This window comes from Thalassobellus citreus (assembly GCF_044385915.1).
GTDB classification, from domain to species: domain Bacteria; phylum Bacteroidota; class Bacteroidia; order Flavobacteriales; family Flavobacteriaceae; genus Thalassobellus; species Thalassobellus citreus.
On the sequence record NZ_JBISCC010000129.1, the window covers coordinates 168,397 to 182,806 of the forward strand.

The window sequence follows — 14,410 nt, forward strand, 5'->3', positions numbered from 1 at the left end:
TAACCATTTTGTTATATTTACCTAAAATTTATTGTATGTTAGGTATTTATACACGTTTATCAAGAGAGAACGAAAATGCAAAATCAATTGAAAATCAAAAAATTTCAGGAATAGAAGTTGCTAAACTATTAAATCTTGAATATAAAATATATCAGGATGATGGAGTTTCTGGTACTTTAGAAATTGATAAGCGACCATCTTTTAATAACCTTTTAAATGATATTACAGATGGTATAATTACAGATGTTTTTGTAACTAATCAAGATAGACTTGAAAGAAATCCACAAGTTTGGTTTTTTGTAGTTGACTTTTTTAAAAAGAAGAATATTAATCTTTATTATGAAGGAGGTGCTAAATTTGATTATGAAAATACCGATGCGATGTTTTTGGGAAGTATATCTTCTTTAATGAATCGAATGTATGTTGAAACATCTAAAAAGAAAAGTATTGCTGTTATTAATAGAAATGTAAAGGATGGTAAAGCTCATGGAATGTTGCCTTATGGCTTTAGTAGAGATGATAAAAAATATTTGATTATTGATGAAGAAGAAAGTAAAGTCATTGAAGAAATTTATAAGCTTTCTCTTTCTGGAATGGGAACAAATTCAATTGCTAATACTCTTAATGAAAAAGGAATCCCAACTAGATATAAAAAATTAGGAGAGGGAACTTATAAAGTTTTAGATAAATACAGAGGGACATATAAGACTTTAGATAAAAAAGATGCTCAATGGAAAGGAAATACAATTAGAACGATTTTAAAAAACCCTATTTATAAGGGTATAAGGATGTGGAAAAATGAAGAAATTCCAGTGCCTCAAATTTTAGAATCAGATTATTGGCAAAAGGTAAATGATAATATACCTAAAAACGCAAACAATGCAGGTAAGAAAGTTGCACACAAGTACCTATTAAAAGGGTTATTAAGGTGTAATCGTTGTGGTAGAAACATGTATGGAAGAACTAGAGAAAGTAAAAAAGACCATTACTACCAATGTAGCTCTAAAAGAATTAAAAATCAAAGCTGTGGCAATAGGAGTATCAATATAGGTAAAATTGAAGGTGTAATTTGGAGTAGGTTCTTTAGAGATGATGAGTTAATGAAATTGATTGGAAGAGATTTAATCAAAGATGATATTAAAATTGATGAATTAGAAAATAAGATTGAATTACAGAATAAGTCTATTAAACAATTATCTGATAGAAAGGATAAGATTATCAATGCTATAAGTAATGGGGTAATCACAAATGATGATGCAAAAAGTCAAATTGAATCAATAAAAAATGAATTAATTGAAAAGAATAGACTTATCAAGGATTTTAGGATTCAGTTATCTAATGCGAAGAACAGTCAAAGTATTATTAAAAATAGAAAGGAAGAATTTGAATCATTTACAGATAAACTGTCTTTTTTAGAAAGACAAGAGATTGTCAAGAAGTATATTAGAGAAATTTATGTTCAATGTTGGGAGGGAAAAACAACAATATATTCTTTAATTTTTAAATTCAAAATTAGCTTAAAAGATGAACACTATGTTTTCGATACTAGGAATGAAATTTTATTATCATTAAATGAAGAAAAATTTTATCAATCAAAGTATTTTAATTCCTCTACACTTGACGTGTCAATTTCCGAAGACAAGGAACTATTGAAGTATTTTTTTGTCCAACCAACAGGAAAAGTTATTTCTGTTCCTTTCTACATAGATAATAATAATCAGGCATTTTTTCTTTTCAATACTATAATACCTCATGGAAACTGTTCTGATTGGAATGAGAAGAAAATATTGTCTTATTATAAGAAAAATCCAAACTGGTTATCTAGTGAATCTGGATTAAGCAAGATTTCAATTGACCCAAATAAAGAGGATTATCAAAATAAAACTAATGGTTATTTAGATTTTAAATCTAAAGGAAGAACTAATGAGGAATGGATTCAGTTTTTTTTAAAATCTTCTGGACTTTCTGAACTGTTCCCAAGCTAACTCCACTTAATTTTGCTGTGTTTCTCAATGAGTGCTTTTTTTTCAAATACTTAACTACTGCTTTATGCTTGGTAAGAACTGTATTGTCAGATTCAATTGAGCCTCTAACTCTTCCTTTATAAACTCCATTAGCTTTTGCTATTCTAATACCTTCTTTCTGTCTTTCAAGCATTGTTTCACGTTCCATTTCCGCAATATTAGCCATAACACTTATAATAAGCTTAAAAGCTTGGTTTGGCTTCCCTTTCACTAAACTCTCTAAACCAAGATTATCAACTTTTAATATTACTTTATTTTTGTTGAAAATTTCAAGAGTAGATAATATATCAAACAAATTTCTGCCTAATCTATCAATGGAATGAACACTTACATAGTTAATTTCATTTTTTAAGATTGAATCAATCAAGTTTTGCCCTTCAATTCTTTCGTTAAATGGAATTGCTCCACTAATTACATCAATGAAAAGTCTTTCGTTTTTAAACTCATCTCTTAACTGTCTTTCTGAATTTTGATTAGATGTGCTTACTCTGATATACCTAGCTTTCATAAGAGTTTATTTTAAAAAATAAATATACGAAATATTCACTAATGTATCAAATTTAGAATGTATTTAAATGATACGTTTTTGTAGTTTATAATAGGCTTAGTTTTAAATATTTATTGTATCATAAATAAACCATAATCTATTTTTGATTCAATAAAAAAAACAGACGTAACTTAATCTTCATAAACTCCCGATTCCATTTGGAGAGACGGTTTGTCATGAAAAAATCTATATAAGTTTTCACCTAATAAATAAAACACCTTAGAATCACATTGATTTTGCTCAAAAAAATCTTTATATACTTTAAGTGTGCTTTGACCAATTTTACTTAAAATAATTTCCTTACCCATGAGTTTATCAATTTCTAGATATTTCTTCTCAAATCTTGGAGTCATATCGATACTAATATTGATAACTTCATCTTTTTTATTTGTATAGACATTAGAATATGAATTATTTCCCATATTCTAAAATCATCGATTTCTTCTTTTAACCTTTCAACCTTAGTTTTTCTTTCTAATTTCTTTTTTCTCTTTTCTTCTTTATTATTCCTGTAAGTATCATAGATTGTCAATATCACACCAAATATTATTAAATCACCTAAATCACCTAAAACACCGTGTGCTTCAACCAATACGTTTCCAATGAAATCTTTAAGATTCTCACTGCTATGAATCCATTTATAATCTACTATTAATAGAATTACTAGAGATAGCAGTAACAGGATTAAAAACAGTTTAGTAGTGTGATATACTTTAAAGAAAGTAGTAAACCTTTTGAAGAAACCTTTCATATTGAATTGGATTAATTAATAGGAACATAATAATACTAAATTCTGACAACAGGTTGTTGCAAAAAATAAATATTATAGGTAGTTTATTGTTAATTTTTAATTATATTTATATTTCCTTAAAGTAATTAATAGTGAAATAAAAGTGCTGAAAACTCCAGTGCTTAATTAATTTATACTAACCAAACACTATTAATTATGAAAAAAACTATCATTTTAGTCTTAACGATTTTCTTATCTTTTAACAGTTACTCACAAAAAAAACGTAAAATTCCTTTTTTCGGAAAAGTGCTATTAACAGAATTGTGTGGTAGTGACCAATGCGCACCTACTTATGGAATAAGGGCTTATATTCATAAAAAAGACAAACTATATTATAATGGGGAATATAGTAGTGTTTTAGGTCGCATTTTTAAAAAAGATATTTTTAGTTCACTTTCCTCATCAATTACTAATTTAACAAAAGATGACGTTGATTATTTTGTTGAAGTTGATGGAACAGGTTCTGTTGAAGAAAAATCTAAAAAAGAGTTTGATGCAAATTTAACAGCCACTTTAACAGACCTACTTAGAAAAGATATTGATTTAAAGAAAAACTTAAAGGCTAAATTACTAGCAGAAGTTGATAAAATTGTAGAAAATAAAACTAGAAATAACATAGAATATAGTTTTAAAATCATTCAACTTAAAAGGACTGGTGATATTGATAACAAAGTAGCAACAGCAGTTTCAAATTTAAATAAAGATGAAAAACTAATTGTAGGTATTAGTGTTGTAACGGTTAGTGGAAATTGGACTTCTAAATCTTTAAAAGAAGTAATAAATAAATTTGAAGCTACGGCTGGGTGGAGTGATAGTTTATCAGCTGAAGCCAAATTGAATTATGAAAAAAGTAAAAAAAGAGTTCTTGAAGGAAAAGTAAAAGAATTTGGTTTTATAATAGCGGATAGTTATTTAATGAATTAATCAATACTAATAGCTTTAGATTAAATGACCATCATTTATTAGATGGTGGTCATTTATATTATCTTTCATTTGAACTTCATGAGCATAGTAATAATAATTAGGTTTAAGATTTGGAATTTTTTCATGGTTTAAAATTTATTTGGGGTTATTATATTATTACCCTTCATATTTAAGTTCTTGTTTTATTTCTCGCTGTGTCCTTTTCCAACATAGTGTACAGTATGAGTATAATCTAAAATTAGTATAACAAATATTTTAACACTTTTTTGATTTTAGAAAAGGCTTTATACTTTTACGTAAAATTTAAAGTAATGAGCGAATTAAAAAAAGTAAACGAATTAGGTTGGAAAATAAAAACAACTAGAAAAACGAAGTCTATTGATGTTTCACATGGTAATGGACTTGTCGATAACTGTTCAGTTTTGGAGCAAATCATTGTTTCTCCAAAAGGAGAAATAGTATGCGTAACTCAACATATAGGCAATCAATCAGAATATCATGATATTGATATTATGCAATTAACAGCACAAGAGCTATCAGATAAAGGAATACTAGAGTAATTTGAATGAAACTTTTTTAAAAAGGAATAAATAATTTATAGAACTAAAGTAGTTTATTCATAATGCTAAATAATGAGTAAGAGTAATATTTAAAGAGTTTTTATAATAAGATGTTTATTTGTTGGAATTCTTGCTTTTTTATTTGTCAGTTTTTGACTTTTTAGCCTAGTATGGGGGGATTACACCGAAATTAAGTCATGGGGGGGCATATAGAAATATGGTGGTTTATCCCATGACATATCAAATAGATATTAATTATTTTAGCACAACCTTACTTTGAAGTTGTTTTCTGTCAAACTGACATCTATCGATTTGATTATCAATATTTTTCTGCCAAATGTTAAGTTATCATAAAAAGGAAAGGTTTTTGCTATTAATATATCAATCAAAACTATCTATGAAGCCAACCTTTAATTTTAAGTACTATAAAGAAACATCTTTAATACTATTAATAATAATACTCTACATTCTTTCTGAAAGTTTAATCAAATTTTTAGATTCCTTATTGGAGAGTTATGATTTTGAGTATCATCGTTTCTATCCTGCTACCATATTGTTAGCTATGATATTTGGTTTCATAAATTATCATCTACACAAAATACCTTTTCTATGGAATTTATTAATTAAAGTTCCTCTTATTAGAGGAAAATATGAGGGGTTTATATATTATACAATTGACGGTGTAGAAATGAATAAAAAGTGTACTGCAATAATTAATCAAACTACTTCAAAAATAAAGATTAATTCTCGATTTTGGAATGAAGGTAAAAAAAAGAAAGTGGTAGTAGCATCTGAAACACCCTCTGAAAGTTTAGTTGAAGATTTTGTATTAAATGCTAGTGATGTGTATGAATTGCATTTTTATTACAGAAATGGAGGGAATCATAATAGTACAATTCCAATAAAAGAAGGTTATAATGTTTTAAAGTATAATAAAAAGGATAAATTATTAGAGGGACACTATTTTTCTAAAAACAGTATAACAGTAGGTAATGGTGGGAAAATAAAAATAAACTATAAAGGAAAAATTTAATAGGATGGCAGACAATCACGAACAATTCATTGAGTTTAACAAGACAGTAAAACTTGATAAAAGTAAGAAAGACGAATTAAAGCAAAATAGAGATGCTTTAAGAAAAAAAATAACTAAATACTTTAACGAGAAAAAGCCAAATGAAGTAAAGCCAAAGTATTCAGCTCAAGGTTCTTACATGATGAATACAATTGTTAATCCACTACCAAATGAAGAAACTGATGATGATGGTAATACAAGGATTTTGCTTCCTTATGATTTAGATGATGGAGTTTATTTTATTGATGAACTTGATAATAGAAAATCAGAATCTACTTATCATAATTGGATTTATGATGCAGTTAAAGAGCATACTACAAAAGGAGCTTTAAAAAAGAATACTTGTGTACGAGTATTGTATGCTGATGGGCATCATATTGATTTACCAATATATTTTAAAGAGATTGAAACTGATGATGAAAAAACGATACCTCAATTAGCTCATAAATCTGAAAAATATACAGATAGTGACCCAAGAAAATTTTATAAGTGGTTTAATAAGGATGCAGAAAAACAGCTAAAAAGAATAACAAGATATTTAAAAGCTTGGAGGGATAAGCAAAATAAATCATATTCTACCAAAATGCCAAGTGGAATGATTTTATCAATTTTAGCTAAAGACCATTTTTGTGCTGATGATAGGGATGATATAGCTTTTAGAGATACTTTAAAAGAAATTAAATCAGCTTTAGATTATGAATATAAATGTGAAAGACCTACTACGAAAAAGGGAGAGGATTTAATTCAAAAATATAGTAAAACACATTTTAAGGATAGATTAAATAAATTAATTGAAGCAGGAGATAAAGCGATTGAACATAAAAACCCTAAAGAAGCATGTAAAAAATGGCAAAAGCATTTAGGAGATAGGTTTTCATGTTCAAATGCAGAAGATTCGTCTAAAAATGAAGCTAAAACCTATAAAGAACAAGCAGTTTTTAGTGTAAATGCAGGAAGTGCTTAATGCAGTCAAAAATTGGAAATAATATACTTGATAGCTTTTCAAAAGAAATCGAAGACAATGTCTCTTTAATACCCAATAAGGATGCTAATTTTATTCTTAATAATCAGTATGAGGAAATATGGAAAATAGAAACAGGTCTTTATGATGATGAGAATGGTAATTGGTTAGTAGAAGAACTAAATGTATATATAGCATTCTCTAAAGAATTTCCTTTAGTACCACCCAAAATCTATTTTGACCATAATCATTTTCCAAAAATTGGATACATACCTCATATAACTTATGTCAGTTGTAATGTATGTGTGTTTGATGAATTTGTGATTGTTGATGAAACAAAACCTGCCGAAATAATATTATTTCAATATAAAAAAGCTAGACAGACTTTAATTGATGGAATAAAAGGTATAAATGATGCTGATTTTGATGATGAATTCATTGCTTATTGGGAAACTTATCAAAATAAGAAAGATTCTGTTAGTTCGAGAAACTATTTGACCTTAATTAAAAATGAACCAAAATCAGATAATGAGTTACAGGTATTGTTTTATAGAAAAAAGGAAAAAAGAAAAGGGCAGTATAAAGCAATAATTTTTAATAAAAATGAAACTCAAATTAAACCTTACGAAGCCTTTTTAGAAAAGCATGACTATGAGAAGGTAATTATTGATGTATTTTATTTAGGAGAGATAGATACTATCGATAAGCCATCTTTTTATATGGATTGTGAGAGTAGTTTAATTCATGTTCCAATTGACAAAAAGACTAGCTTTAAACATTTCTTTAATAATGAGGAACATTTCAGAATTGTTGTTTTTAGAAAGGAATTAAAAGGCATTGTTTATTATCTAGGGTGGGAATACCCATCTGTTAAAACAAAAGTGAATGGATTTAAAGGAAATAAAGTCTCTATTTATGATGCAACCTTTAAAAAGATTCTTCCAACTCATAAAAAAAGCGTAAAAAGGTTTCCAAGTGAAAGTATTGATTTGGATAGACTAATAAAAAGAACGTCATCTGAACACTTGAAAAATATTAAGAAAAATTTCTTGTTGGCAGGGATTGGAAGCGTAGGGTCAAACCTTCTTATTAATTTGAATAATTTTAACTTTCCTAATTTCACATTAGTAGATGATGATTCTTTGAGTACAGAAAATATAGGAAGACATATTTTTGGCTTTAAAGATATAGATAGAAAAAAAGTTGAAATAGCAGAAGAATTTTTAAAATCAAGATTACCAAGTCAGAAAGTTAGTGCTTTAGATAATTCGGTATATGATTTATTCAATGAGAATTCAGATTTATTTAATCAGCAAGATTATATCTTTCTGTGTATAGGCAAACAAAATTTAGAGAAATGGTTTATTAATCAGTTAATTTCAGGAAAACTTAAAAAACCTGTATTTATTATATGGGTTGAGCCATATCTTTTAGGTGGTCAATGTTTGTTCTTACACCCAGACATCAAATTAAATATAAACGATTTATTTTTTGATGTTTTTAAGTACAAATATTCGATAATTGAATCTGAAGAATTAGAGTTGAAAAGGGACTTGTTTACTTTAAAAGAGAGTGGCTGTCAATCTACTTTTTCTCCATATTCATCATCTCATTTGTCTGTTTTCTTATCATCTATATATCCTAAAATCTTTCAAATAATTGAAAATAATTCTATTCAAAATAAAGCTTTCTCTTGGATTGGAGATACTGAAATTGCAAAAGAACTAGATGTGAAGCTGAATTATGATGAAGATATGAAATACTCTCTAATAGAAAATACTATATGATTTTTAATAATAAGGAATATAAAATAATTATAGAAGGCAATGTGCTTGAATTGTTTGAAACATTTAAGCAAACTGGGCGTAAACATGAAAGAGGAGGTATTTTATTAGGCGAAGTTAGTAAAGCCGAAATTAGAATAAAAAAAGCTTCAATTCCAACAATGTTTGATAGTGGTAGTAGATTTAGATTCAATAGGCATAAAAAATCTGCTCAATTATTTACAGACTATGAATTTTATAATAGTCAAGGGACTATAATTTATTTAGGAGAATGGCACACACATCCTGAAAGTATCCCTAGTCCCTCAAATATTGATATAAAAATGATTGCAACTCAATTTAAAAAAAATAAAATTAATGAGTCTTTTCTGTTGATGATAATAGTAGGTATTAAAGGAATTTATTTAGGTTATTATGATGGAAAAAATCTAAAACAGCTAAAAAACGAACAATAAAAAAATTCCTTTTTTAGCTATTATATTTATGTAGGGTTTTGGTTTGGGAAAATAAGAGCCAAAATAGGTCTAAAAAGGGGTGTGACAGATACGTCTTGTTTTTCATAGATTTAATTTGTTTCATATCTTAAAATAACTCCTTAACTTTGGAGTAATTAAAATATAAAAAGAAGCATTGCTTTTTATTCTGTCAATAGAAATCTGGTAAATTTTAAACAGTACAGAATGAAGGAGTTGATGCTCATACCAATAGGTATGGGTATCTCTTATTCATACTGTTGGGCTTACCAGAGCCTCTATTGATGGAGAAGAGTGTAAATCCCATGCCTTCTTTCATTTAAATTAAAACTTCACTTTTGGGATTAGGTGGTTAAAACTTAATACTTATGGCAATAGTCCTTATCATTCTAGGAGTAATATTCCTGTACTGGAGTTTAGTTCCTAAAAAGCCCAAACAACCAACATTCAACGACATCATTAACAATTCAGAAAGGAAACAAGGTAAATATGCCAATGTTTACAAAAGCACTTTGTCCGAGCGAACTTTAGGGATGGCTATGTATTATTATGGAAGTTCTCCAGAAGACCCAACTGATAAAAAAGTCTTTTCAGGAACAGAAAACGAGTGCCAAATCTATGTCTCAAAACGAATGAACACTAATCTTTAAAATCTACTTATGGAAACCATTAAAAAAAATACAATAATTCTACTGACCTTAATAATTTGCTCATGTTCATCTAATGATAGCAATAATGATAAAGAGACCAATGGTAACAATGTTTTAACCATAAATGATGATAATTATGAACTTACGAATGCTTATATAAAACGAAATGAACTTGGTAATAATGCCGTGTACTCCATCTTATTGTCAAGTGGTGCTTTTGTAGATTTAGATAGCAACCCTGTAAAATATACCAACAATTTTAAACACGGACTTGGGTTAGTTGTAAAAGTACCTCTAACCGATAATATATTAAATACCATTACTTACAATTTTGATACTGATGGGGCAAACACAGTTCGTTATTTATCGACTATTGGATTTAATAATAACTATGTAATAGAAAACAATATGGTGCAATCATTCAATGTAGTGTTTACTCAAGATGATGTTATTGAAGAACAAGCAAGAGTAATCGTAACCGAATTAGGGAATGGAGAATACAACTTTAGTTTTAATGCTGTTACGGCTTTAGGTGTAATCAATTGTAACTATAAAGGTTCGGTGGTTATTGAAAACTAATAAAAAATATTATCTTTTTTAATTAACTGATATACAGGGTAGTGGGTAAAAAAGATAATACAGAATTTTACTTTGTTGTGTATCTCAAAAATTAGTTATAACTTCGTATTTCATAAGAAAGGCAATCAAAATAAAATCAGTAATTTTTTTACTGGTTTTTTTCTTTTTAAAGTGATTTTCTTCTTTAAAGAGTCAATAGTAGTGCTAAACTATTATTATATCAATAATCTTTTCTAGTATTCTTTATCCTATTTAACTATTGACCCTATAAAAATAGTAATCATATAATCTTTTTATGGTTTATGGGTGAATTATGTCCAGTCGGTAAATTTTCACAAAAAACGCAGGGATTTATGAGATATTCAACCCAATCTTGGAGAATAGGTATAGTAAGTATTGTACTTGGAAGCTGTACATTAAAATTAACACATATTGTTTTTGGTTCATTTAATGGTTTTGTTGGTTTACTGCTTATGATTCTATATACGGTTTACTTGTATAATTTGTTGATGAAGCTTCAAAAGTACCATTTGACCTATTTGGAAGTGACAATTAGGAAGAGAAACTTACACAAGTCAACCAGTACTTCTAGGATTAGATTTAAGCCATTTTATATACAAAGTGGACTCAATGCTTTGTCATAAATTTTAACGCAAAACAGAAGCTTTAAAATGCATTTTAAGTATATGTAAAAATCTGATGACCAGGTGTTTAACAAGTTTACTTCAAAAACATGTGGTTCATCTGAAAAAGTATATTTTCATGGGTTATTGCAAAAGAGTACTATAATTATGCATAGAATGAAAAATATATTGATAATAAGAAAATATGTAATAATTGTAGCTAAATATTTTCACCTTTAAATAAGTTCTCTATATTTAATAAATGTTTGACAATTATAAAAAAAATGACCCCAGATTTTGGATGTTTCAGTCCAAATTATTGTGGATTCTTTTTATAATATTGATAATAATAATTATTTATGATAAACTTAAATAGATAATAATTCTAAACAATCTACATTGCCTTAAATTTTAATAAATGAAAGAAGTTAACCTAGTATCATTAGTACAGGCATTCAAAAAATTTGACGAACAACTTTATCAAAAATATTCTGAATACTTTAGGATTAGTCCAAAAAATATTGAGTTATCAGATTTAGAATTACTCAAAGAACAAATACAATTAGTTGATAATGAATTTAATCTTCTGGATAAGTATTTTTTCGGTTATACTATACCACAAATAGGAAAGGAATTTGATTTATTAAGATTTGGAGAAAATTATATTGTAAATATTGAATTAAAAAGTATTAATACAGGAGACAGAATAACAAAACAACTCATTAGGAATAAGTACTATTTGAGTTTTTTAGGTGTGGAAACATATCATTATACATTTGTTTCTAGTGAAAAAAAACTTTATTCAATTGATGAGAATAATGATTTAGTTGAAAAAGAGTTTACTGAATTAGTACAGATTCTAGGAAATCAGAAAATAAAAGATATAATCAACGTAGATAATTTATTTAATCCTTCAAACTATTTAATTTCTCCATTTAATTCTACAAAAGAATTTATTGAAGATAAATACTTTTTAACTGTTCAACAAGAGGACGTTAAAAGACAAGTGATAGATATTATTAGTAATAATGACAAGTCTTTTTTATCTATTTGTGGGAAAGCAGGAACAGGAAAAACACTTCTAACTTATGACATTGCAAAAAAATACATAGAAAATAATGAAAAAGTTCTGATTATTCATTGTGGTAAGCTAAATGATGGACATCGTATTTTAAATGAGCAATATAAATGGGATGTAATTTCTATTAGAAACTTAATCGTTGATAATTTATCAAACTATTCATTAATTATTTTAGATGAAACACAAAGAATTTATCCACGTCAACTAGCATACATTATAAATCATATATATTCTAGCAAAGGAAGTTGTATCTTTTCTTATGATAAACAACAATGTTTACGAAAGGGGGAAATGAGAAATGATATTGCTCAATATATATCAGATAATTTTCCTGCCCATATATTTGAACTCACTAAAAAAATAAGAACGAATAAAGAAATAGCATCATTCATTATTGCTTTATTTAATAAAGGGAGAGCTATTAATAAATTAGATAGGTCTAATATAGAATTAAATTACTTTGATAATTACAAGGATGCTTATAAAAATATTAATTCACTAATGGAGCAAGGTTGGAAAATGGTTAACTATACTCCATCAAGCAGACATACACATCCTTATGAAAAGTTTTCAGTTGGTTCAGAAGATAATGCTCATGATGTAATAGGACAAGAGTTCGATAAGGTGGTAGCAGTTATTGATTCATATTTCTACTACGATGGTAATGAATTATCGACTAAAGGTTATAAGGATAAGCCATATTATCATCCAACAAAAATGTTATTTCAAATTATGACTAGAACTCGTAAGAAGCTTAATGTTATTATTATAAATAATAATGAGGTTATGGAAAGATGTTTGTCAATCCTTGAATAAAAATTAAAACGATTATCTTTATTGTAAAGAAGCTAATAATCAATTGTATATATAAAAATATTTTTACCCCCTCATTATATAATATCTCTAACGTTGCACTTGTTGGTGGTGGGAGTTATCCGCAACCTGGAGAAATATCTTTATCGCATAATGGCGTTTTGTTCTTAGATGAATTGCCCGAATTTAAGCGTGAAGTTTTAGAAGTGATGCGTCAACCTTTAGAAGATAGAGAAGTTACCATTTCAAGAGCGAAGTTTACAGTGACGTATCCATCATCGTTTATGTTGGTGGCGAGTATGAATCCGAGTCCTGGTGGTTATTTTAACGATCCGAATGCACCTGTAACTTCAAGTCCTGCCGAAATGCAACGTTATTTAAGTAAAGTTTCTGGTCCGTTGTTAGACAGAATCGATATTCATATTGAAGTAACGCCTGTGCCTTTTGAAAAACTATCAGATGAACGAAAAAGCGAAACCTCTGTAGAAATAAGAAAACGAGTAACCAAAGCCAGAGAAATACAAACGAAACGTTTTGAAGATTCTGATACCGTGCATTATAATGCACAAATGAATGTAAAGCAAATAAGAAAGCATTGCGCTTTAGATGAAGCATCTAAACAGCTTTTAAAAACGGCTATGGAACGCTTAAATTTATCGGCGCGTGCTTATGATAGAATACTTAAAGTATCTAGAACGATAGCCGATTTAGAAGGCGTAGAAGCTGTTAATGGCTCACATATTAGTGAAGCGATTCAATACAGAAGTTTGGATCGTGAGGGGTGGTTGGGTTAGGTTTAATAATCATAATATATACAATAGCCTAAATTGTAATCAAAAATTTCTAAAGTAAAATAATTAGAATTAAGGCTTATATGTCTTTCTATAGTATAAACCTTATTTTTCATTCTGTCTAGAATATGATCAACAATAATTGTACAAGTATGAGTAGTACCTCTATCATAAACTCCAATAGATGGACTATATCTCTTATTGCTAACAATGTATTCGTGGGTAGTTAGTTTTCTTTCAATTTTATCTAAAACATTCATAATTATCTAGTTTTTTATAATTACAAAGATATTTTAAAAGGTACTATGATGGTAATAAGGTTGTTAACAGTAAGTTTTAAGGTTTATATATAATGATACTTTTGTATATGTTTATATATGAAATTTGGTGACATTGATATTATAAATATTACTAACATATATACAACATGATACTTTATATATAGATGTATTGTTGATAAGTTTGTGTTTTTTTTATAATATCCAATCCTTTATGGTTAAGAATAATCCGTTTTTAATAAGCACATTAGTAACCAAGCTCACTAATTTAAAACTGTATTTGGCAGATAAGCGCGTTAGGGATTAAACGGTCTGTTTGAGCTCCCCGACATAGGAGGGAGCGAGTAGTGCAAGCCCGACCTTTAGCCTGAAATTAATTCAGGATAAAGGTAACGCCCAAAAAATGTAAGTTGTTTTCATTCCTATTTTTTTGTGATTAATAATTCTTTAAACCTTTATT

15 protein-coding genes are annotated in these 14,410 nt (G+C 27.8%); 11 read left to right on the forward strand and 4 right to left on the reverse strand.

All coding sequences use genetic code 11. The features are described from left to right. The first annotated feature begins 35 nt into the window (after positions 1-35). Positions 36-1,985 carry a recombinase family protein gene (locus ACH5TX_RS16780; protein WP_439340646.1) on the forward strand — a complete coding sequence of 650 codons (1,950 nt, stop codon included), beginning with the start codon at positions 36-38 and terminating at the stop codon, positions 1,983-1,985. Here ACH5TX_RS16780 and ACH5TX_RS16785 read toward each other — a convergent pair. From ACH5TX_RS16785 to ACH5TX_RS16795, 3 genes are all read right to left on the reverse strand, one after another. Next, positions 1,921-2,532, reverse strand: coding sequence for a recombinase family protein (locus ACH5TX_RS16785; protein WP_439340647.1), 612 nt, complete (start codon positions 2,530-2,532; stop codon positions 1,921-1,923). The genes ACH5TX_RS16780 and ACH5TX_RS16785 overlap by 65 nt on opposite strands. 170 nt (positions 2,533-2,702) lie before the next feature. After that, positions 2,703-2,924 (reverse strand): hypothetical protein, encoded by a 222-nt coding sequence (locus ACH5TX_RS16790; protein ID WP_439340648.1) that lies wholly within the window; start codon positions 2,922-2,924, stop codon positions 2,703-2,705. Continuing rightward, positions 2,921-3,322, reverse strand: a complete 402-nt coding sequence (locus tag ACH5TX_RS16795) for a hypothetical protein (protein ID WP_439340649.1) — start codon at positions 3,320-3,322, stop codon at positions 2,921-2,923. The genes ACH5TX_RS16790 and ACH5TX_RS16795 overlap by 4 nt, the downstream gene beginning before the upstream one ends. 195 nt (positions 3,323-3,517) lie before the next feature. Here ACH5TX_RS16795 and ACH5TX_RS16800 point away from each other — a divergent pair, with 195 nt between their 5' ends. The 10 genes from ACH5TX_RS16800 (at position 3,518) to ACH5TX_RS16845 (ending at position 13,675) form a co-directional block, all read left to right on the forward strand. Continuing rightward, positions 3,518-4,285, forward strand: a complete 768-nt coding sequence (locus ACH5TX_RS16800; protein ID WP_439340650.1) for a hypothetical protein — start codon at positions 3,518-3,520, stop codon at positions 4,283-4,285. Between the two features lie 311 nt (positions 4,286-4,596). Beyond that, on the forward strand, positions 4,597-4,845 hold the full coding sequence (locus ACH5TX_RS16805) for a hypothetical protein (protein WP_439340651.1): 249 nt from the start codon (positions 4,597-4,599) through the stop codon (positions 4,843-4,845). A gap of 397 nt (positions 4,846-5,242) precedes the next feature. Next, positions 5,243-5,878, forward strand: coding sequence for a Cap15 family cyclic dinucleotide receptor domain-containing protein (locus ACH5TX_RS16810; RefSeq protein WP_439340652.1), 636 nt, complete (start codon positions 5,243-5,245; stop codon positions 5,876-5,878). Between the two features lie 4 nt (positions 5,879-5,882). Then, complete coding sequence (locus ACH5TX_RS16815; RefSeq protein WP_439340653.1) at positions 5,883-6,881, forward strand: CBASS cGAMP synthase; 999 nt, start codon at positions 5,883-5,885, stop codon at positions 6,879-6,881. Then, positions 6,881-8,665, forward strand: a complete 1,785-nt coding sequence (locus ACH5TX_RS16820) for a ThiF family adenylyltransferase (protein ID WP_439340654.1) — start codon at positions 6,881-6,883, stop codon at positions 8,663-8,665. Before ACH5TX_RS16815 ends, ACH5TX_RS16820 begins: the two co-directional genes overlap by 1 nt. Next, a complete protein-coding gene (locus ACH5TX_RS16825; protein WP_439340655.1) occupies positions 8,662-9,117 on the forward strand; it encodes a Mov34/MPN/PAD-1 family protein in 456 nt (151 codons plus the stop codon). The genes ACH5TX_RS16820 and ACH5TX_RS16825 overlap by 4 nt, the downstream gene beginning before the upstream one ends. Positions 9,118-9,503: 386 nt before the next feature. Further along, positions 9,504-9,785 carry a hypothetical protein gene (locus tag ACH5TX_RS16830; RefSeq protein WP_439340656.1) on the forward strand — a complete coding sequence of 94 codons (282 nt, stop codon included), beginning with the start codon at positions 9,504-9,506 and terminating at the stop codon, positions 9,783-9,785. Positions 9,786-9,794: 9 nt separating this feature from the next. Beyond that, a complete protein-coding gene (locus ACH5TX_RS16835; protein WP_439340657.1) occupies positions 9,795-10,364 on the forward strand; it encodes a hypothetical protein in 570 nt (189 codons plus the stop codon). Between the two features lie 1,041 nt (positions 10,365-11,405). Next, entirely contained in the window at positions 11,406-12,884 is a 1,479-nt protein-coding gene (locus tag ACH5TX_RS16840; RefSeq protein ID WP_439340658.1) for an ATP-binding protein, read from the forward strand. A gap of 14 nt (positions 12,885-12,898) precedes the next feature. Continuing rightward, the gene (locus tag ACH5TX_RS16845) at positions 12,899-13,675 is read left to right on the forward strand and encodes a YifB family Mg chelatase-like AAA ATPase (protein ID WP_439340842.1); all 777 of its coding nucleotides are present in this window, start codon (positions 12,899-12,901) and stop codon (positions 13,673-13,675) included. Positions 13,676-13,677: 2 nt separating this feature from the next. On the opposite strand, the gene ACH5TX_RS16850 is transcribed toward ACH5TX_RS16845, so the two are convergent. Then, positions 13,678-13,932, reverse strand: coding sequence for a hypothetical protein (locus ACH5TX_RS16850; protein ID WP_439340659.1), 255 nt, complete (start codon positions 13,930-13,932; stop codon positions 13,678-13,680). Between the last annotated feature and the right edge of the window lie 478 nt (positions 13,933-14,410).